The 20,366-nt window shown below is 66.7% G+C and carries 20 protein-coding genes; 3 read left to right on the top strand and 17 right to left on the bottom strand.

The window, feature by feature from the left end; genetic code table 11:
• Positions 1-48: 48 nt before the first annotated feature.
• From ABZ827_RS03955 to ABZ827_RS03945, 3 genes are all read right to left on the bottom strand, one after another.
• Positions 49-1,293 (bottom strand): MFS transporter, encoded by a 1,245-nt coding sequence (locus ABZ827_RS03955; RefSeq protein ID WP_357232500.1) that lies wholly within the window; start codon positions 1,291-1,293, stop codon positions 49-51.
• Between the two features lie 85 nt (positions 1,294-1,378).
• Positions 1,379-1,981, bottom strand: a complete 603-nt coding sequence (locus ABZ827_RS03950; protein ID WP_357232498.1) for a TetR/AcrR family transcriptional regulator — start codon at positions 1,979-1,981, stop codon at positions 1,379-1,381.
• A gap of 257 nt (positions 1,982-2,238) precedes the next feature.
• The gene (locus tag ABZ827_RS03945; RefSeq protein WP_357232495.1) at positions 2,239-2,946 is read right to left on the bottom strand and encodes a TetR/AcrR family transcriptional regulator; all 708 of its coding nucleotides are present in this window, start codon (positions 2,944-2,946) and stop codon (positions 2,239-2,241) included.
• Between the two features lie 85 nt (positions 2,947-3,031).
• On the opposite strand from ABZ827_RS03945, the gene ABZ827_RS03940 reads away from it, so the two are divergent.
• Positions 3,032-3,934, top strand: a complete 903-nt coding sequence (locus ABZ827_RS03940; RefSeq protein WP_357232492.1) for an aldo/keto reductase — start codon at positions 3,032-3,034, stop codon at positions 3,932-3,934.
• A 76-nt stretch (positions 3,935-4,010) separates the two neighbouring features.
• On the opposite strand, the gene ABZ827_RS03935 is transcribed toward ABZ827_RS03940, so the two are convergent.
• The 12 genes from ABZ827_RS03935 to ABZ827_RS03880 form a co-directional block, all read right to left on the bottom strand.
• Positions 4,011-4,319 carry a hypothetical protein gene (locus ABZ827_RS03935; protein WP_357234465.1) on the bottom strand — a complete coding sequence of 103 codons (309 nt, stop codon included), beginning with the start codon at positions 4,317-4,319 and terminating at the stop codon, positions 4,011-4,013.
• Positions 4,320-4,500: 181 nt separating this feature from the next.
• Positions 4,501-5,538, bottom strand: a complete 1,038-nt coding sequence (locus tag ABZ827_RS03930) for a phosphotransferase (RefSeq protein ID WP_357232489.1) — start codon at positions 5,536-5,538, stop codon at positions 4,501-4,503.
• Positions 5,535-6,605, bottom strand: a complete 1,071-nt coding sequence (locus ABZ827_RS03925) for a phosphotransferase family protein (RefSeq protein WP_357232486.1) — start codon at positions 6,603-6,605, stop codon at positions 5,535-5,537. The genes ABZ827_RS03930 and ABZ827_RS03925 overlap by 4 nt, the downstream gene beginning before the upstream one ends.
• A gap of 22 nt (positions 6,606-6,627) precedes the next feature.
• Positions 6,628-7,068 carry a nitroreductase family deazaflavin-dependent oxidoreductase gene (locus ABZ827_RS03920; RefSeq protein ID WP_357232483.1) on the bottom strand — a complete coding sequence of 147 codons (441 nt, stop codon included), beginning with the start codon at positions 7,066-7,068 and terminating at the stop codon, positions 6,628-6,630.
• A gap of 31 nt (positions 7,069-7,099) precedes the next feature.
• On the bottom strand, positions 7,100-8,362 hold the full coding sequence (locus ABZ827_RS03915) for a cytochrome P450 (protein ID WP_357232480.1): 1,263 nt from the start codon (positions 8,360-8,362) through the stop codon (positions 7,100-7,102).
• 6 nt (positions 8,363-8,368) lie between these two features.
• Positions 8,369-9,148: an SDR family oxidoreductase gene (locus tag ABZ827_RS03910; RefSeq protein WP_357234462.1), complete on the bottom strand. Its 780-nt coding sequence runs from the start codon at positions 9,146-9,148 to the stop codon at positions 8,369-8,371.
• A 5-nt stretch (positions 9,149-9,153) separates the two neighbouring features.
• A complete protein-coding gene (locus ABZ827_RS03905) occupies positions 9,154-9,384 on the bottom strand; it encodes a ferredoxin (RefSeq protein WP_357232477.1) in 231 nt (76 codons plus the stop codon).
• A 3-nt stretch (positions 9,385-9,387) separates the two neighbouring features.
• Positions 9,388-10,596 (bottom strand): amidohydrolase family protein, encoded by a 1,209-nt coding sequence (locus ABZ827_RS03900; protein WP_357232475.1) that lies wholly within the window; start codon positions 10,594-10,596, stop codon positions 9,388-9,390.
• Positions 10,597-10,622: 26 nt separating this feature from the next.
• Positions 10,623-12,092: an aldehyde dehydrogenase family protein gene (locus tag ABZ827_RS03895; RefSeq protein WP_357232472.1), complete on the bottom strand. Its 1,470-nt coding sequence runs from the start codon at positions 12,090-12,092 to the stop codon at positions 10,623-10,625.
• A 43-nt stretch (positions 12,093-12,135) separates the two neighbouring features.
• The gene (locus tag ABZ827_RS03890; protein ID WP_357232469.1) at positions 12,136-13,359 is read right to left on the bottom strand and encodes a thiolase family protein; all 1,224 of its coding nucleotides are present in this window, start codon (positions 13,357-13,359) and stop codon (positions 12,136-12,138) included.
• Positions 13,356-13,778, bottom strand: a complete 423-nt coding sequence (locus ABZ827_RS03885; protein ID WP_357232466.1) for an OB-fold domain-containing protein — start codon at positions 13,776-13,778, stop codon at positions 13,356-13,358. Before ABZ827_RS03885 ends, ABZ827_RS03890 begins: the two co-directional genes overlap by 4 nt.
• Positions 13,775-14,986, bottom strand: coding sequence for a CoA transferase (locus tag ABZ827_RS03880; protein WP_357232463.1), 1,212 nt, complete (start codon positions 14,984-14,986; stop codon positions 13,775-13,777). The genes ABZ827_RS03885 and ABZ827_RS03880 overlap by 4 nt, the downstream gene beginning before the upstream one ends.
• Before the next feature lie 594 nt (positions 14,987-15,580).
• Here ABZ827_RS03880 and ABZ827_RS03875 point away from each other — a divergent pair.
• Positions 15,581-17,149, top strand: coding sequence for an AMP-binding protein (locus ABZ827_RS03875; RefSeq protein WP_357234459.1), 1,569 nt, complete (start codon positions 15,581-15,583; stop codon positions 17,147-17,149).
• 86 nt (positions 17,150-17,235) lie between these two features.
• Here ABZ827_RS03875 and ABZ827_RS03870 read toward each other — a convergent pair whose 3' ends face one another.
• On the bottom strand, positions 17,236-17,940 hold the full coding sequence (locus tag ABZ827_RS03870) for a TetR/AcrR family transcriptional regulator (protein WP_357232460.1): 705 nt from the start codon (positions 17,938-17,940) through the stop codon (positions 17,236-17,238).
• Positions 17,941-18,204: 264 nt separating this feature from the next.
• On the opposite strand from ABZ827_RS03870, the gene ABZ827_RS03865 reads away from it, so the two are divergent.
• On the top strand, positions 18,205-19,845 hold the full coding sequence (locus tag ABZ827_RS03865) for an ABC-F family ATP-binding cassette domain-containing protein (protein ID WP_357232457.1): 1,641 nt from the start codon (positions 18,205-18,207) through the stop codon (positions 19,843-19,845).
• Positions 19,846-19,864: 19 nt separating this feature from the next.
• Here ABZ827_RS03865 and ABZ827_RS03860 read toward each other — a convergent pair whose 3' ends face one another.
• Positions 19,865-20,179 (bottom strand): hypothetical protein, encoded by a 315-nt coding sequence (locus ABZ827_RS03860; protein WP_357232454.1) that lies wholly within the window; start codon positions 20,177-20,179, stop codon positions 19,865-19,867.
• Positions 20,180-20,366: the final 187 nt, after the last annotated feature.

The raw sequence follows: 20,366 nt of genomic DNA, 5'->3' as shown, positions 1-20,366 counted from the left end.
AGCGCGCGTTTCGGAAGCGGTGACCATTCACGCAGTCGTCGCCGAGCGTTACAGGATGTCGGACGTTGCAGGGAGTTCAGCCCCCTGCGTGCAAAGCTCTTCTGGCTGTAGGGCATTACCCGACTTTTCACCCGCTGCCGTCGCGGAACGGGGATCGGTGCGATTTACCTGCAACGCAAGCACGGCTGCTGCCAGCAGCGCAAACGCGCTGCCCGTCCACATGGCAGTGGCGGGGTCGTCGCCGAAGATACTGATCACGAATGCGCTCACCGCAGTCCCGGCGGTGATACCCAGAGTGATCACCGACGTATGGAAGGTACTGACAAGATTTCCGTTGCCGCCGACTTCCACGACGCGAGTGACCAGCGGCGGATTCATCGTTACCCCGGCGAGCCCCACGATGAGCACCATGGTGAGGACCAAGGGCTGGAACTGTCCCGCGAGTGCGAGCACCCCCAGTGAGACGACCAGCAACCCGTGGCCGAACCGCAGGACCCCGACCGCATGCTTGTCTGCCAGCTTTCCGGCGATCAAGTTGCCGACGAGTGAGCAGAGACCGTACGCGAGGAGTATCAGCGTCGTCGCATCGGCGCTGAATCCGGCGCTCGCTTCGAGGAGTGGAGTGAAGTAGGAGAACGCCGCATAGGCGGCTCCGATGGTCAGGAAGCTCACAAGGTAGCGCGACCACAGTCGGGGCAGGCGAAGATTGCGCAGGTCCTGTGCATTATCGTCGGCACTGGCTGCGCTTCTCGGGGCCAGGGTGAGCAGACTTACCACGAAAACAGCCAGGGCCGCGGCGCCGAGGATGTAGAAGGTGGCCTGCCAGTTCCAGCGGCCGGCGATGAAATGCGAAACGGGAAGCCCGATGACGGTGCCGACCATGATGCCGCTGAGCACAATCGAAACGGCCTCGCCGATTTTGTCCGTGCTCGGTGCAAGCCTGGTGGCGTAGACGATCGACAGCCCCACGGCCGCTCCCGCGAGGCAACCGGTCACGATGCGCATCAGCACCACCCACCAGTAACCGTGCACCGCAGGCACCAGCATCTCGGGGACCGCGTAGGCGGCGACTACGGTGAGTAGTGCATGTTTGGGGGGCCGGTGCCGTAGCGCATAGGCGATTACCGGCCCGCCGAGCGCCATGCCGAGTGCGAAGAGCGAGACGAGCAACCCGATCTTTCCGGTGTCGACTCCGAGATCCTGCGCCATCTCCGGCATCATCGCCGGAACCTGTAGCTCACTGGAGACCACAATGATCATGGTCAGCATGAGTAGGTACAGGTGTTTCTTCATCGGTTTTCCTTCGGTGATCGAAGCTAGTTTTGTATTTGAAAGTACATAAAGTCGCCGGAAAAATGGACGAGTTGTCCGCCAAGGCTTACGTCCGCAATGAGTCGAGGTTGAGGTTCGCAACCCGCCGTAGCTCGGCGGGGGTGGTGCCGGCCTGCGCGAGGACGCGGATCCCGAAGATTGCCGATGCGACCATGAGAGCGGCGTCATGCGGGGAGACGTCCGCCCGTAGAGTGCCGTCGAGCCGTCCCGCCCTGACAGCGGCGGCCACGAGGGAGTTCTGGTCATCGTGGAATCGGTCGAGGATCCGCTGCACCCGGGGTTCACGATCTCCGATGTCGGGCGCCATTCGCGAAGCCACGATCATGCAACCTGCGGCGTGTCCGTCGGCCCTGGCTTCGATTTCCTCGTCCAGAACGAGAGCGAAGAGAGCTACCAGGCGCTCTTCACCGGACAGTCCGGGATCCGTCAAGACTGCCTCCTGCTGCTCCCGGGCCACCGAAACACTGCGCTCCAATGATCGGATGAACAGCTCATCCTTCGAGACAAAGGTGTTGTAGAGGCTGCTTCGGCGCACTCCAGCCGCCTCGCACAGCTGCTCCGTGGAGGTATCTGCGAAACCGTGGGTGCGGAACTGTTTGACGGATGCATCGAGAACCGCCACTTCGTCGAAGTTTCTCGGTCTGGCCACGTGCGCAACTCTACCCGGTTTTGTACTTCGTTGTACAGAATGAGGTTCACGACCTTATGGACACGGCCGCCCAGCAGCATGCGGCAGCGCGATATCGGCGCACTACCGATCCGCGACGGAAAGGGGCATCCAGTCGCAGATCGTCACCGAGGCGGATATCGCGCGCGGAGTCTCCGAGGTGCTCGAATGCGGACCACCATGGGCCCAGGCCGATTTCGGCACCCGGAGGTGCTCGGCAGGGACACACCCAGGCCGGTTCATCGGGCGAGCTGGTTGAGCCACTCACGGAGAAGGGCGGTCTCGGCCGGACGGAGCGGGAGCTCGTCCTCGTCCGCGGCGCCGAGAGCGGCGTCGAGGGCGAGAGCCCGGGGCCCGAGACCCGGATCCACGTCCGAGGGTTTCGGATGGCCGGCGGCAAGAGAGTCGATGAGGGTATCGCGCATTCTCGCGGAGACCTCTGGGTCTCGGTCCTCGGGAGGAGCGCCGATCAGCGACAAGGTGACGCCCGTGATGGAAGCCAGCAGCAGGCGGGCGGCCGATGCCGGCGGGATCCGGAGACGGCCCGCGGCGGCCGTGCGGTCAAGGAATTTCAGCAGGAGTTCGCGGGCCTCGTCAGCGGCGGGCGGGCGGCGACCGGGGCGGTCGGTGCCGTACATCAGGACGTAGAGCGCGGGGTGGCGCAGGCCGAAGTCGACGTGCATATCCCAGGCATGGCGCATATCGCCGACCGGGTCGCCGGTGTGCGCCAGGGCCTGCTTCTCGGCCAGGTAGAGGTCGAAGGCGTGAATGGCCAAGGCGGCGAGGAGGCCGTCCTTGTCGCCGAAGAACTGGTACAGCGATGCGGCGCGGATCCCGGCCGCTGCGGCGACCGAGCGGGTGGAAACCGCCTCGGCGCCCTCCCGCTCCAGGATGCCGGTCGCCACCTCGAGGATCCGCCGGCGGGTCCTGGCTTTCTCGTCGTCCATCGTTGCAATGCTACAGAATGTCGCGTATCACTGATACGACAGTGATACGCATAATCTTGTAGCAGTGATACGTTTGGAGAAGCCGATGAACCGTGTCGGATACGGCGCTATGCAGCTCGCCGGGCCGAATGTGTGGGGGCTACCGGAGGACCCCGAGTCGGCACGGCACGTGCTCCGCCTGGCAGTCGAACTGGGAGTGACGTTCTTCGACACCGCGAATGCCTACGGGCCGCGTACGGTGAACCAGCTGATCGGGGAGGCACTGCGGCCGATCCCCGAAGGGGTGATCATCGGCAACAAGGTGGGCGCCGGACGCGGACCGGACGGGTCCTGGATCATCACCGACCATCCGGACACGGTCCGCAAGCAGGTCCACGAGGCGCTTGCCGACCTGCGGACGGAAGTCAGCGAGCTGACCTACCTGCGGCTCGGCGGCGACACCCCGGGAGCTCAGAGCCAGGTGCCCCTGGAGGATTCGCTCGGAGTACTCGCCGAACTACGCGATCAGGGACTCATCCGCCGCATCGGCCTGTCCGGCGCATCCCCGGAGACGCTGGCCCGTGCCCAGCGGATCACGCCCATCGCCGCCGTGCAGAACCGTTTCAACTTGCTCGACCGCAGCGGCGTACGGGTCCTCGCCGACTGCGAAGCACAGGGCATCATGTTCGTCCCCTACTTCCCGCTGGCCTCCGGACGGCTCACGGGCTACGAGGAGCTGGCCACTCCCGCGGAACGCCTCGGCGCGGCACCGGCCCAGGTCGCGCTGGCCTGGCTGCTGCGCCGTTCCCCTGCCATGGTCGTCATTCCAGGCACGGCGAATCCGGGACACCTGCGCGCCAACATCGCCGCGGCCGAAGTCGCCGAGAATCTCACCGAGGCCGAGGTAACCCGCCTGACCCGCCTCGCCGACGAGTCCGACCCCGTCCTCGATCAGCCACATCAGTCCACGGTCGATGCACATAACTCTGCCACGGAGCGCCGCCGGTGACTCCGGGCGCCAAGCCACCTGGGACCGCCGCCACTGGCGCATCGAAAACAAGCTGCCGGGTCCCTGGGGTGCCCGGTTATCGTGCGATTCTGCTCGCCACTCGCTCGATCGCGTCCATCGTCTGCTGGAGCGCGAAGGCCGGGTTCAGTTCGAGCGCCTCGGTGGTTTCCTCATAGATCAGGATATGACCGGCCGGAAAGAAATACGCCTCGCCCGCGGTCGCGACCTCGTCCGGTATATCGGTGTTCGGGTACGTGGCACGAATTGTCCCGGTGAAAATGTATCCGTAGTGCGGGCACTGGCATACCCCGCCGGGTAATCCGGCTACTTTGTAGAGCTCGGTGCAATCACGCTCTCCCACGGTGGTGGTGTAGCCGATTTCCATATCTCCCCACTGTGCGGAGCGGAATCCCGCTCCGCACGCGGGCCAGCGACCACCGCCGCCCACGGGCAACTGGTCCAATCTCGAATGCGGCACGGCTGTGTTCCTTTCGTCCGGTACCGGTTTCGGTGCGATTCATCGTTGAATTGTGGTGCGCCCGGCATTCCGGACCGAGAGGAAAAAATCAGACGTCGAGCAGATCGAGACTTCCGTGCCGGGCTACCGCCCTGGCCAACCGGCCGGCGAGGTGCTCGATGATCGGGCGATCCACGGCCCGCGTGATGGACCAGAGGAACAGGCCGTAGGGCAGGTACGCCCGGTACAGCCACCACGCTTGATCCCAGCCGGGGGCCGTTCCTCCGTGCGCGGCCAGCCGGTCGAGATAGTGGGCTACCAGATTGCGTTCGTTGCGGGCGAGTTCGTCCGGGTCGAGCACCGTCGCCAGGTGGTAGCCGACGTCCTGCGCCCAGTTGCCGAATTGGACCACCTGCCAATCGATCAAGCCCGGGCTACCGTCTGCCAGCTGGTAGATATTGCCCGCGTGCAGGTCGCCGTGGATCAGACAGGACGGATGCTCCGCGCTCAACGCCTCCATCGCCGTCATAGCTGCCGTCAAGCGGTCCGCGTCGCGAACCTGGGCCGGAACTCCCGCCGCCCGGCCGTCATCGAGTAGCCGTTGCAGCGCTTCGCGGCCCAGCACCCGGGTCAAACCGGTCAACCGTGGCGGGAACAGCTTCCGCCAGGCCGCATGCTCACCGTCCCGGGTCGCGGCGTGCAGCGCCGCCAGCTGGTCCAGCGTCGCCGCGGCTTCTTCGGCGGTGTAGCCGACCAGGGGGTCCAGAAACCGGGCACCCCGCGCCACCAGGTCGTGTAACACGATCAACGGGTGGCCGGATTCGTCGTCGACGGCCGCATGCAGCCACGGCGGGGTGCGAACCGGTAGCTGGTCGGCGGCCAGCCGGTAGAAGTCGGCTTCCGCGCGGGTCGCCCGGCGCAGCGCGGGATTGAAGTACCCCTTCGCGCACAGGGCGGTCGGGGCGTCGGTGTCCTCGGCATATTCGAGGCGGAAACGCAGCTTGGTGGCGACTGTCTCGATCCGCTCCACCACCTCGACCCGCATCGGGACCGCTCCCGGATATCGGGTGGACAGCATCCCGGCGAGCCAGCCGGGGGACAGCACCTCCTTCTCGTCGAAGGGCGCCGAGCCGGCCGTCACGTTCATAACAGCTCCTTTTGTGTTGCCACTCCGGTCATTTCGCAGGCCCGGCGCAGGAACGAGAACCGTTCGTGCTCGGTGCTCGGCAACTGGTGGCGCATCCGGCGGCTGCGCAGACTGAGCAAACCGGCCTTGAGGCTCGCGAACGCCTCGTGCCACGGCAGGTCGCCGCTGGGCAGTCCGGTCAGTTCTTCCCAGAGCTCGATCGTTTCGTCGCGGGTGCCGAGGCCGGCCAGGCGGGGCACTCCCACCCCGTGGCTGTGCGCTTCGTCGAACATCAGCCACCACGCCAGATCGGCCACCGGTCCCGCGAGGGATACCTGCTCCCAATCCATTACGCCGACCACGCGGAAGTTGTCGTCGAACATGATGTTGCCCATCCGGGCGTCCCCCCAGGACAGACCGGCAACGGGATCTCGGGGCCGGTTGTCGTCCAGCCACCCGAACAGCTGCAGGATTGTCTCCGGGACTTCGTCTTCCAGGGCCCAGGCGGCGAAATTCCGCCAGTAGGTGAGCTGCTGTTCGTCGCCCGTTGCTCCGTCTTCCGGACGGTCGACGAAGGACACCACGTCGGTGGGCACCCGGTGGATCGCGGCCAGTTGGTGCACGGCGTCGGTCCACAGTGTCCGTCGTTGCGCGGGGGTGGCGTCCACCAGCCAGCCGGTGGAGTTGTACACCGGCATACTCACCGGCACATTTCCGCGCATTCTGCGCATGAGATAAAACGGCCGGCCCAGCACGGCCGGATCATCCTCCAGCCACAGCACATCCGGAACGCGGACCGTCCCGTGCCGGCGCAGCGCGACCACAATGTCGTATTGCACCCGGAATCGGGGATCGTAGAACATCTGGTGCTCGGCTCCCGGCGCGATCCGCAGCACCAGATGGTCCACGGTCCGGCCGTCGCGCGCCCGGAACAGGATTGTTTCGTTGGATACCCCGGCGCCCTTCGGGTAGGAGAGATCATCGATCTCGATATCAGCGACGCCGAGTCGATCCGCCAGCCACGGGCGTAGCCGTTCAGCGGTGGCCTCGACATCGCCGCGTTTGGGAAAGACAGGTGCTTGCTCCATTGCTCACCTTCATCTCTACTTTTCACCGACCGGACGGCCGCAGCACCACGATCGGAATCGTGCGGCTGGTGCGTGCCTGGTAGGCGTCGTAATTCGGCCAGTAGCCGGTGACAATCCGCCAGAGCCGGTCACGTTCCCCGGGTCCGGCGGTATGTGCGATCACCGGGATGTGGTCGTCCTTGACCTGTATCCCGGCTTCGGGTTCGGCCTGGAGATTCAGGTACCAGGCCGGATGACTATCGGCTCCCCCCGCGGAGGCGACCACGAGATAGTCGTCGCCGTCCGTTCCGTAGATGAGCGCCGAGGTCCGCGGTTGCCCGGTCTTGCGCCCGGTGGTGGTCAACAGCAGGATCGGAACGCCGTTCCACTCGTATCCGATTCGTCCGTCGGTTTCCCGGTAGCGCTGTACGTGCTCGGCGCCGCGCAGCGAAATATCCGGCTTGCGGTAGGTGGGCTGTTCCATGGCATTTCCTTCTCGGGACTCTCGGCCGGCCCTAGCCGAAGCGGACCGGTATTTCGGTGGCGCCGCGCTCGTACATTCCGATGAACCGGGGCGGTTCCGCGTCCGGGTCGAGCCGCAGGTTCGGCAGCCGGTCGAGCAGGGCGCCGATTCCGGTGGCCATCTCGGCGCGCGCGACATGCATACCGAGGCAGGCGTGCGCGCCGCTTCCGAACGCGAACGAGGGCCGCAGACGCCGGGTGATGTCGTACTCGTCGGGGTCGTCCCAGCGCGCCGGGTCGCGGTTCGCGGCGGCCACACACAGGTGCAGGACCGCGCCTTCCGGCAGGTGCACGCCCTGAAGCTCGGTATCCTCCGTGACGTATCGCGCGAACATCGGATCGGTCGCCTGCCACCGCAGGGCTTCCTCGATAGCCGGGCGGAGCAGAGCCCGATCCGCTGTCACCGCCTGCAACACCTCGGGACGTTGCAGCAGAGCGGTGAGGGTTATTCCCATCTGTTTCCAGGTGGTGCCGGACCCGGCGGTCAGCAGCAGGACAGCGAAGGAATAGATTTCGGCGTCGGTGAGCCGGTGCCGGGTTCCGTCCTCGGCCTGCAACTCTGCTTCGACCAGCACACTGATGAGATCGTCGCGCGGCTCGTCGCGGCGGTCGGCCACCACCGGGCGCAGCATATCGACCACGACATCGAAGCGCCGGGTTGCCAGGGCCGCACGTATTTCCAGTGCCTGCGATACCGGCACACCGAAGCTGCCGGTAATGGTGAGAACAGGTATTGCGGCGCAGAAGTCGACATTGAGTTCGGCCCGTCCCTCGCCGGCGAAGCCGTCGATGAGATGGTGCACGACGTCGTCGATCCAGTTGCGTATCCACCATTGCGCGTTGGCCGGCATGAACGACGGCTGCACCAGCGACCGGTAACGACGGTGCTGGAAACCACCCATCGCGAGCATGCTGTTGAGCGGTTGCAGAAATCCTTCGTTCGGATCCACCGGCACCGGCGACGAAGCGAAGATATCCGGATTCCGGTATGCGGTATCGCAGGCCGCGAAACTGAACGCGGAATAGTGCGGGCGGTCCGGTTCCGGCAGCCCGGCGAACATCGCCGGCCGGGAATATCCGGTCAGCTCGTGCACCACACCGGGGTGGACCTCGGCCTCCGCCCGCAGCCGGTGCCATGCGGGATAGGGATCGGCATCGAAGTCACCGCCGGTCTGGACGAGATAGGCACTGCGCAGATCGAACAGTTCTCGGATCCGGCCGCGGTCCAGCGCCGCCAACGGGCTCGTCGGGGTCATCTCAACTCACTTCGCCACGTAGCCGCCATCGACCGGCAGCAGGACCCCGGTGATGTTGGCGGCGCGATCGGATACCAGGAATACGGCGGCCTCGGCACAGTCCTCCGCGGTGATCGGGTTGCCCAGTGGATGATTGGCGGCGGTGCTGCGCGCCGCCCGCTGGACCGACTCCGGATCGTCGCCCAGCCCACCCGTGGCCATGAACTGCGTATACGGCATACCGGCCGGGCACAGCGCGTTCGCGCGGATCCCGAACGGCGCACCCTCGATGGCCACCGACCGGGTGAGCTGGTGCACCGCGCCTTTCGTCGCCGCGTACACGGCACCGCCCCAGGCGACCAGGCCTGCGACCGAACCGGTGTTGAGGATGACTCCCCCACCCGTCTGCCGCTTGAATTGCCGGACCGCATGTTTACAGCCGAAGAACACGCTGCCCACATTGACCGCGACCAGGCGCTGGAAGTCGTCGGCCGAGTGATCCTCGAGGACGGCGCCCAGGCGCGGGGTCGGGATTCCGACATTGTTGAAGAGAATGTCCAGGCGCCCCAGCCGATCCACCGTGGTGGCGATCAGATCGGTGATCTCCTGCTCGCGGGCGACATCGCAGGCGACGGCGATCCCCGTCCCGCCGGCCTCCTCGATCCGGGCCACCGTTTCCTTCGCCTGTTCCACCCGGATATCGGCGCACACCACCCGTGCGCCCTCCGCGGCGAAACGCAGGGCCGACGCCGCGCCGACTCCCGACCCGGCACCGGTGACGATCGCGTTCTTACCTTCCAGCAGCACGTGTTTCACGCTTTCTTCTCGTAGTCGGCCCGGTCACGGTCGTCCGCGGACAACCGCAGCGCGCCGGTCGGACAGCCGTCGACGGCCATCCGGATATCCGGCTCCGGATCGGCCGGTGGGTCGAGGAAGACCGCCTGGCCCTCATCGTCCTGTTCGAAACTTTTCGGGGCGTAGGACACGCACACCCCGCAACCCAGGCACGCCGTGCGGTCGACCTCGACAGTCCATCCGGCCATATCTCAGACTCCGGCGACGACCGGCGGTTCGGCGGGCGTGAAGCGGTAGAGCCGCTCGGCGTTGCCGCGCAGAACCTTGTACTGGACTTCCGGCGTCAGGCCGGCCACCATCTTCTTCGCTGTCTCGATGCAGTTCGGCCAGGTCGAATCGGAGTGCGGGTAATCGGTTTCGCACATGATGTTGTCCTCGCCGATTTCGGCCAGGCTGGCGATTCCGTGCGTGTCCTCGATGAAGCAGCCGAAGATATGGTTCCGGAAGGTGGCGCGGATATCGAGGGTGTCGAGGTCGACATTGCGGCTCACTTCGTGATCGCCGAATTTCATCCCCTTCTTCACCCAGTGGCGCTGTTTGTCCAGGACCTGTTCGGCCCGCTCGAGGAAGTACGGCATCCAGCCGATCTCCCCCTCCGACAGGGCGATCTTCAGTTTCGGGTACCGCTGGAACATGCCGCTGAACAGCCACGACAGCATGGCACCCGAGGTCCGGGTGGCACCCCAGGCGAGGTTGGCCAGGAACGGGGAGTCGGGGGCGATCTGCGGAACTGTCGAGGACGAACCGACATGCATCGAGACGACCATTTCCAGGTCATTGGCCGCGGCCATCACCGGGTCCCAGTAGCCGTTCGCGTCGTGGATTGTCGGAAGACCCAGCGGTGCGGGGTTTTCCGAGAAGGCGAACGTGGTGGCGCCCTTGGCGGCGCAGCGCTCCAGTTCCGCGACCGCCAGCGCCGGATCCCACAGCGGGATCAGCACCAGCGGGATATAGCGGCCGGGCGCGGCGCCACACCATTCCTCGATGATCCAGTCGTTGTAGGCCTTCAAGCAGACCAGCCCGAACTCACGGTCGCTGCCCTCCATGAACATTTGACCGCAGAATCGGGGGACAGTCGGAAAGCACAGGGAAGCAAGGATTCCCGAGCGGTTCATATCCTCGATGCGGGCCACCGGGTCGTAGCAGCCCGGCCTCATCTCACTGTAGGAAAGCGGTTTGGGGCTGAATTCCTCTTTCGACTTACCCGCCACTGCCGACAAGCCCGAACTGGGGAACCTCTTGCCGTCGTAGACCCAGGCGTCCATACCGCTGTCGTCGATTTCGATATGGGGGGCACGGTCCCGGTCGGCCCGGGGTACGCGGTCCAGCCAGAGGTGCCCTGGCTCGAGGATATGGTCGTCGACCGAGATCAGCCAGTCGAGGTTCGGTTCAGTAGACACGATGTGCTCCTTCGGATCGAGGGATGTCACCGGAGTTCGCCGATGGCCAGATGTTTGACTTCCTGGAAGGCGCGGATGCCGTCCGGGCCGCGCTCGCGGCCGAGGCCGCTCTGCTTGTATCCACCGCTGGGGGCGTAGGCGCTGAACAGCGCGGTATTGACGTTGACCGCGCCGGTGCGCAGCCGGCGGGCGACGGCCGTCGCGGCGGCCGGATCGGATCCGTAGACCTGCGCGGACAGCCCGTAGCGGCTGTCGTTGGCAATGGCAACGGCCTCGTCGATATCGCGATAGCCGAGCACCGTAAGAATCGGCCCGAAAATCTCCTCCTGAGCGGCCGGATTCGCATTGTCCGGTACATCGAGCACCGTGGGCCGGACGTAATAGCCGCGGTCGAGACTCTCCGGGCGGGCCCCGCCCTCCATCACCGTGGCCCCGTGCTCGACGGCGAGGTCGACGAAACGCTCACAGCGTTCCCGGGCCGCGGCCGATATCACCGGGCCGATCATGGTGGCGGGGTCGGTGGGGGCGCCGACAACAAGCGCCGAATAGGTTTTCGACACCTGCTCCAGGACTTCGGCCTTGCGGTTCTGCGGCACCAGCATCCGGGTGGCCGCCACACAGGCTTGGCCCGCCGTTCCGGCGACCACGGCCGCGGCACCGGCTGCCACCTTGCCGAGGGCGTCGTCGAGGTATATCTGCGCCGATTTGCCACCCAGCTCCAGCGCCACCTGCTTCACCGTCGGCGCTGCTTGAGCCAAGATCTGCTTACCGACTGCCGTGGATCCGGTGAACGACACCATATCGACCGCGGGGTGGCCGGTGAGCAGCTCCGCTCCGGCGGCACCGGCTTCCACGACCACGCTGAACACCCCGTGCGGCAGCCCGGCGGCTTCGGCCGCCGACCCGAGGATCAGCGACGATACCGGGGTCAGCGGGCTGGGTCGCAAGATGACGGAGTTACCGGTCAGCAGCGCCGGTACCACCTTCTGCAGCGCCATGATCAGCGCCGCGTTGTACGGAGTGATCGCCGCGACGACGCCGACCGGTTCGTACCGCCGGATACTCAGCGCCACCCGGCCGCGGATCGCCTCGTCCACCGGCACCGGATTGGCTTCCTCGTCCGGCATCGAGCGGTACAGCTCGACCGTCCCGCGCGCGACGCCCAGCCCACCGAGGAACTGCGAGCGTTCAGCGAAGGACGTCGGCTGTCCCGCCTCGGCCACCATCGTCGCTATCAGTGCGTCCCGCGCGGATTCGATATGGTCGAGAAACGCCGTCACCGCCTGCACCCGTTCAGCGGCAGGGGCCTGTGCCCAGATACCGCTGTCGAAGGATCGGCGCGCCTCCACAATCGCGCGCTCGAACTCGTCGGGCGTGGTGGCCACCACGTCCACGAGATGCGACTCGTCCGCCGGATTCTCCACGGCGAGAAGGTCTTTTCCCGAGCCCCAGGTACCTGCTACATAGGATCGGCGCTCACTGATCAACTCTGCCACCGGAGTGCCTCCTCGCGACCACGACGGGGTCTGTTGTGCGATGTCATCGTGCTGGTCCTCCCGCTCGACGGGGTTCGGTGCTGTAGACGACCGCGCCACCGAAATGCGGCGAGGACTGGCATGCGAGACCGACCGTCGCCTTGTCGCGCTGGCGCGATCCCGCCCGCCCGGACAGCTGCAGATAGCACTCGAGCATCTGCGGCACGCCGTGCATACGGCCGTTGCCGAGGGCGCCCCCGCCGGAGAGCGCGGGGAGCCCGCCGGGGAGGTCGCTGTCGATACCGCCGTCCCGGACGAAGCTGTGGGCCTCGCCCACCGGGCACAGGCCCAGCGCTTCCAGCCAGAAGTAGACGAACGGCGAGAAGCCGTCGTAGAGCTGGGGCAGGTCGATGTCCTGTATACCGAAACCCGTTGCTTCCCACAGCCGCCGGACCGTGTCGACTCCGCCCGCCATGATGTCGTCCAACGGCCAGTGCAGCGGCAGCCGCTGCGGCGGCGGACCGCTCTGGGCATAGCCGGCCACGTAGACGGGACGGTGCGGAAGGTCGCGGGCCCGGTCGGCGGAGGTGAGCACGAACGCGGCCACGCCGTCGACGGGGATATCGCAGTCGACCCGCCGCACCGGATCGCTGATCATCGGTGCGGCCGAATACTCTTCCGGCGTCAGCGGCCGGTCATACCAGTACGACCACGGGATCCGGGCCCCGTTCTTACGGGCCTCGACCACCACGCTCGCCATGGCCTCCGGGTCGGCCCCGTAGCGCTGCAGATATTCGTTGTACGGCAGCGCGATCATCGGCAGCGGCCCTCCGAAACCCTGCGGTGCGGTCCACTGGTGGTCCCCGGAAACGGACCGGACCGGGTTGTCGTGGTAGCCACCGGCGGGGTTGTGCAGGGCCCGGTGCAGCAGAACGTAATCCGCGGCGCCGCTGACTATCGCGTTCACCCCCAGCGCGACAGCGCCCGGCAGCTGGCCGATTCCCTGGAAGCCGGCCACGTATCGCGGTTCCGGCGAGATCCGCCCGGCCAGCCACTGCGCCGATACCGTACTCACACCCTCGCTCACCGCGTGCGCGCCCGAGGTCGGGAACAGGGCCGAGGTGACGAACCCGTCGATCACCTCGGGTGTCAATCCCGCGTCCGCGATCGCCGAGCGGGCGACCTCGACGGCCGACACACCGAGCGGGCGGTCGGCATGCTTGCGCACGGCACTGTGCGCGAACCCCACGAGTGCGACCTCGCCGTTCGCCCGGAACCGCCCCGTCATGACCGGCCCGCCAAGACGAATGCCGGAACCGAAACCTCGGCGGTCACATCCTCGAACGCCACCTCCACCGGATCGCCTGCCCGCACCACGGCATCCGGGCCGTCCAGCAGACGCCCGATCATCCGGAGCTCGGCCTGGGCCGCGAGTTCGACATCCACGAGCAGGTAGGGCACCTCGCCGGCGAATCCGAGCAGGGACGCCCGCCGGACCACCGTCCACGATCGCACCGTGCCCCGGCCGCTCACCGGCTCGAACTCGTACGCCGGTTCCACCGTGTGGCAATGCGGGCAGGTGAGGCCGGGCGGAATCGCGAACCGACGACATCGGAGACACCGGGCCAGCGCGAGCACATGCCGGTTCGCATGGGTCCAATACGAACCGGACACCTCGTCCGGAACCGGGAGGGGCCGCTCGGTCACAGAACCACCCCCGCATCCTTCAGCTCACCGATCTGATCCCACGAGTAGCCGAGCGAGAGCAGAATCTCCTCGGTGTGTTCGCCGTGTTCGGGGGCGCGCCGCAGCGCCGGCGGGCGTCGATCGATCTGCACGGGCCCGGTCGGCAAGGGATAGGACCGGCCGTCCGCCAACTCGACCGTGCCGAGATAGTCGTTGGCGAGAACTTGGGGATCGTCGAGTAGTTCGTCGACGGACTGCATGGGTGCCCACGGCGCGTCCAGACCCGCCAGCAGTTCCTTCCACTCGTCGAATGTCCGGTTACCGAACTCCGAATCGAGTTCTGCCACACAGGCGTCCAGGTGGTTGCGGCGCGCGGCCATATCCACGAACCGCGGGTCCTCGATCAAGTCGTCCCGCCCGAGGAGGCGGCAGAAAGGTGCCCAGTATCGGTCGGCCTGCAGGAAGACCAGCTGAATGTGCCGGCCGTCCTTCGTCCGGTAGGCGCCCACGAGTGGGTTGACCGCACTGCCTCGGCCCGTTGCCGCGCGAGGGGTACCACCGGCCAGCGCCGACAGCACATCCGAGGACAGCATCCACATCGCGGTGGCGAGCAACGATACGTCGACCACCGCGCCCCGGCCGGAACGCTGCTGGCGCACCAGCGCGGTCGCGATCCCGAACGCCAGGGCCATCGCGCCGTTGCGGTCCCCCATCGCGCCGCGCTGGCTGATCGGATGCTCCCGCTCCGGCGGGGTGAGAATATGCGCGACCCCGCCCTGCGCCCAGAAGGCGGAGGAATCGTAGCCGGGCTTGTCGGCGTCCGGGCCGCGCGCACCGAAACCGTGGCCGCTCGCGTACACCAGACGCGGGTACCGCCGGGTGAGCGTCTCGGCGTCGAGACCGAGGCGGCGCAGTGCACCGGGGCGCAGATTCGTCAGGAAGACATCCGCCGTCTCCAGGAGCCGGTCCAGCAGCTCGAGCCCCTGTTCGTCGTGCAGATCGATCGATACCGAACGCTTTCCCCGATTGGCCAGTGCCACGGACAGATTCACGCCCGAGCTGTCACTGCCGATGCCCTGCGTCGCCAGATTGCGGTAGGGATCGCCGTCCGGGCGTTCGACCCGGACGACGTCGGCGCCCCAGTCGGCCAGCAGTGCACCCGTGACGGGAACGAATACCCATTGCGCGAGTTCGACCACCCGCACACCGTCCAAGGCCTCGTCGTCCACACGTACCTCCCGAGAGCGATCGCAGAATGCGACTCCACATAAAGGTAGAACATGACTCTCGTTTGAGGGAGTAAAACTCTGGAATCGGCGAGTACTCAACTTCATTCACCGTGCTGACCAGCACATTGCGCGTCGAAAGTGTGCGACGGCAACATGTCCAGGCACCGCCGCAGCCTCCCGAAAAACCCGCGAGGGCAATGCGAGGCACCCGGCAGGCAGCCGCCGGAAGGCCCGCCCACCCGCTGCGCCGACCGTCCCACTCCCGGCGAGAACCGGTGACCCCGCGTACCGACAACGGCAGACCGGCGGACACCCCGAGCATCAGCGAGAGACCCGCCGATAATCCAATTCTCCTTCGAGGGGAAGTCACGTTCTACATAATGACATCGGCGCTCTCGCGGATGCGGCGGATCCGGCAACCGAGAAAGACGAGGGGCCGCGCTTCCGCTCCACAGCCCGGAGATGAGCGCCGACGACCCGGGCACCCGTCCGGGCCGCACTCCGCCGGGTCGCCACGGCAGGCCGGTGACACGTTCCCGGACCGCGCCGTCGTCGAGGAGAAGTCAAGGGAGAACTGTGATGTCAGTGATCGGGATGGATGCGACAGCAGCCTTTACACCACGTCCACGCCGGATCCCCGACGAGCTCCGCCGCCGATACGAGCAGGAGGGTTGGTGGACGGACGAAACACTCGGGACCATACTGGCCGAGGGCCTTGAAAAAGCTCGGGAACTGGAATTCTGCGTGCATTCGGAGATCCGGCCGTACCGCGTGACAGTGGGCGAAGTGGAAACGACCGCCCGGCGGCTCGCCGCCGGACTACGCGAACGCGGCGTCGGGCCGGGCGATATCGTGGTCTTCCAGTTGCCCAACTGGCAGGAGGCCGCGGCCACGTTCTGGGCGTCGGCACTGCTGGGCGCGATAGTCGTACCGGTCGTCCATTTCTACGGCCCCAGCGAACTCGGTTACATCCTGTCGGTGACACGGCCACGGGTTTTCATCACCGCCGCGGAATTCGGACGGATGAAGTATCACCCCGAACTCACCACCGAGGTGCCCGTCGTGGGGGTCGTGGGTGTCGATTTCGACGAATTGCTCGCCGCCGATCCGCTCACCGAGCCGGCGCGGCACGACCCCGCCGAGCCCGCCCTGATCGCGTTCACCTCCGGCACCACCCGCAGCCCGAAGGGCGTCGTCCACAGCCATCGCAGCCTGGCCTTCGAAACACGCCAGCTGCTGGCCAACTACCCGGCCGATCAACCGGCGCAGCTCACCGCGCTACCGGTCGGGCATTTCATCGGCATGCTGGGCGCGTTCCTGCTCCCGGTCCTCCAGTGTTCTCCCATCCATCTGCTCGACGCCTGGGATCCGGGCCGAGTCATCGGATTGATGGACAGCGACGGCGTCGCAATCGGCGGCGGACCTCCGTACTTCGTCACCAGCCTGCTCGACCATCCCGATTTCCACCCCCGCCACCTCCGCTATATCTCGCATATCGGCCTGGGCGGATCGACCGTCCCCACCGCGGTGGCACAGCGGCTCACCGATCTCGGAATCATCGTGACCCGCTCCTACGGCAGCACGGAACATCCGTCGATCACCGGCTCCCACCACACCTCGGACGCGGCGAAACGGCTGTTCACCGATGGTGCCGCACGTCCGGGAGTGGAGATCAAGCTGAGCGAGGACGGCGAAATCTACAGCCGCGGACCGGATCTGTGCCTGGGGTACACCGACGACTCGCTCACCGCCGCTGCCTTCGACGAGGACGGCTGGTATCGCACCGGAGATATCGGAGAGATCGACGCGGACGGCTATCTGAGCATCACCGACCGCAAATCCGACATCATCATCCGGGGCGGCGAGAACATCAGCGCACTGGAGGTCGAGGAAACCCTGCTCTCGATGCCCGCGATCGCCGAGGCCGTCGTCGTGGCCGCACCCCATGAGCGTTTCGGTGAGCAGCCCGCGGCGGTGCTGCGCCTCCGAGAGGGTTCGGCCATGCCGACCCTGGCAGATGTTCGCGAGCATTTCGCGGCGGCCGGGCTGGCACGGCAGAAATGGCCCGAGGAGTTGCACCACGTCGACGACTTCCCACGCACCGCCAGCGGCAAGGTGCAGAAGTTCCGGGTGCGTGAACAGGTCGCCGCCGACAGGCCCTGATACCGGACCTCAGCAGTACGGTCTGGTATCCGGTGGGCTCGGTTACCGGAGCGGAGCGGACCCGCCGATAGACGGTAGTGGTCGCATCACGTGTCCTCCGCCGTCCCGGCCGCCGCCGGGGTCAACCCGCCGAAGGCGGCCAGACAGAAGGTCCACAGCCGCTCCGCGGCGTCGCCGCTGTCCCGGGTGGGTGTGTACGCATAGTGGTGGAACACCGACATCACCAGTTTCATCACGAACCACGCATCACCCGCGGGGTCGTTCGGCCGGAGCAGGCCCGCCGCTTCGGCCTCGCGGAGTTCACGTTCGATCAGCACCGCGAACGGCTGGTTGGCTCGCGCCATCTCCGCCGGGAACAACTGATGCAGCCGCCAGTGCTCCGCGGTGACGAACCGTGGGCCGAAATCGGCGTTCTCGCCCACCGACCGGAGCACGCGGGTGATATAGAAATGCAGCCGCGCGACCGGGTCGGGCAGTTCACGCGCGGCGACCTCGAGCTCTGCCGTCCGTTCGCTGATAACGTCCTCGAACACCGCCAGGAGCAGTTCGTCCTTACTGGGAAAATGCCGATAGAAGGTCTGCAGCGCGATGCCTGCTTCCTTCGCGAGCTCCTGGGTGGTGAGGGCCGCTCCGTCCGCCTGCAGCAGCCGGCGCGCTGCCGCCACGATGGCCTGCGCTTGTTCCACGCTGCGCGCCCGCGATCGCTGCACCGCGCGGGACCGATCGGCCGCGCGATCGGCCCATGCGGGCGGCGGCGCACCGTCGCCGTCGTTCGCCGGAGAACTCGACATGGTCACCAGGGTGTCCCTTCTACCTGACCGTTCACGACGACAAGGATGTCACTTCGGTGTGAGTCACCTTCCCGCAGGTGCGAGAGTGCGATTCCACCGAGAGACAGATTCAGGTTATCCCGCCGCGCACCGGTCTCCGCGCGCCGGACCACCGGGGTGTCGGTCCGGGCCTCGCCGCGATTCACCGAGCCGGCCCCGGCCGCTGTGTCGAATCCGGGCAGGGGCAAATCCCGGCGTTGCGGCCGGGGAGGCAGAATACCCCTGGTGAGCGCAACATTGCAGGCCAGCGGTCTATCGGCCGGGCACGCCGAACGCACCCTGTTCGCCGACCTCGATTTCACTCTCGCTCCCGGCGATGTGATCGGCCTCGTCGGTGTGAACGGTGCCGGGAAATCGACTCTGTTGCGAATACTCGCCGACGGAGCCCCGGACGAAGGCACGATCACGCTGAGCCCGCCCGATGCCACCGTCGGCTACCTGACCCAGGAGCCGGAACGTATCGACGGCGAGACCGTGCTCGAATTCCTCGCCCGCCGAACCGGCGTCGCGCACGCCCAGCAGGTCATGGACGCGGCGGCCGAACGCCTCGCCGACGGCGGTGCCGACGACTACTCCCCCGCGCTCGAACGCTGGCTCGCCCTCGGCGGCGCCGATCTCGATCAGCGCGCCGAGGAGGTCGCCGCCGATCTCGGCCTCACCGACGGTCTCGCCGGCGGACTGACCACCCCGATGACGGGCCTGTCCGGCGGACAGGCCGCGCGCGCCGGCCTCGCATCGGTCCTGCTGTCGCGGTTCGACATCCTGCTACTGGACGAACCCACCAACGATCTCGACCTCGACGGGCTCGACCGCCTCGAACGATTCGTCACCGGTATCAGGGTGCCGCTGATGATCATCAGCCACGACCGGGAGTTCCTGACCCGCACTGTCACCAGCGTTCTCGAACTCGACCTCGCCCAGCAGCAGGTCAGCTTCTACGACGGGGGCTACGACTCCTACCTGGCCGAACGCGAGATCGCGCGCAGACATGCCCGCGAAGCTTACGAGGAATTCGCCGATACCAGAGCCGGTCTCGAAGCCCGGGCGCTGATGCAGCGCAACTGGCTGGAAACGGGCGTCCGCAACGCGCGCCGCAAGACCAAGAACGACTCCGACAAGATCACCCGCAAAACCCGGGCCGAAGCCACCGAGAAACAAGCCGCCAAGGCCCGCCAGACGCAACGGCGCATCGAACGGCTGGACGTGGTCGAGGAACCACGCAAAGAATGGGAACTGCGTATGCAGATCGCGACGGCTCCGCGCAGCGGTTCGGTCGTCGCGACGGCGAACAATGCCACTGTCACACGCGGCGATTTCACACTCGGCCCGGTGACCACCCAGATCGACTGGGCCGACCGGATCGTCCTGGCCGGCGCCAACGGTTCCGGTAAATCCACCCTGCTCGCCCTGTTGCTCGGCAAACTCACCCCCGATACCGGCACCGCGGCCCTCGGTTCGGGCGTGCGGATCGGCGAGGTCGACCAGACGCGCGGCCTGTTCCGCGGCACCGCCGCCCTCGCCGCCACCTTCGGCACGGCAATGCCCGACTGGCCCGATGCCGAGGTCCGCACTCTGCTCGCCAAATTCGGTCTCCGCGGCCCGCACGTCAACCGTGCCTGCGACACCCTGTCGCCCGGCGAACGCACCCGCGCCGCACTCGCCTTGCTCCAGGCCCGGGGCGTGAACCTGCTGGTCCTCGACGAGCCGACCAACCACCTGGACCTGCCCGCTATCGAACAGCTGGAACAAGCCATCGAATCATTCACCGGAACGCTACTTCTGGTGACCCACGACCGCCGCATGCTGGATTCCGTACGAGCCACCCGCCGCTGGCATCTTGCCGACGGGCAGCTCACCGAGGTCTAGCGCATCGACACCCGCGCGCTCATACCGACCTCAGCCAGCTCTGCGGTTCGTAATCATGCTCCGATTCCTCGACGTACTCCTCGCGCGCGATATCCTCCGCCGTCGGCAGGCCGGTCAGCGCGAGCATGTCACTACTCATTCCGGCGGCCTCCAGTTCGGTCCGGCGAGCCAGGCCGGCCCTGTTCGCCGCCCGCCTGCACAATCTCGAGATCTCCCGGGCCAGCTCCTCGGGCGCCCGGCGCAATTCGTCCGGTTCGATATCGATTTTGATCGGCAGGCCCTGTTCGGTGGTCTCCACCGAGATCAAGCCACCCCTCGACGCTGCTCTTGCCATCGCACCTCACCCACTCATCGTTTACCCGCAAGCCTATGGCGGACCGTCCCCCTTCCGCTCCGATTCCCGCCACCCACGGGAAACGCTCGCCGAAAGGCGAAGCCGGCAGTCCACCAGCCGGCTATGAGATACGTTCCCAGGTGGCGTTCTTCATCACGTAGCGCCTACCGATGCCATGGACGACACC

This window comes from Nocardia sp. NPDC019395 (genome assembly GCF_040632335.1).
In the GTDB taxonomy this organism is placed as follows: Bacteria; Actinomycetota; Actinomycetes; order Mycobacteriales; family Mycobacteriaceae; genus Nocardia.
Note: the sequence above shows the minus strand (reverse complement) of the source record. Positions and strands in the feature narration are given on the sequence as shown.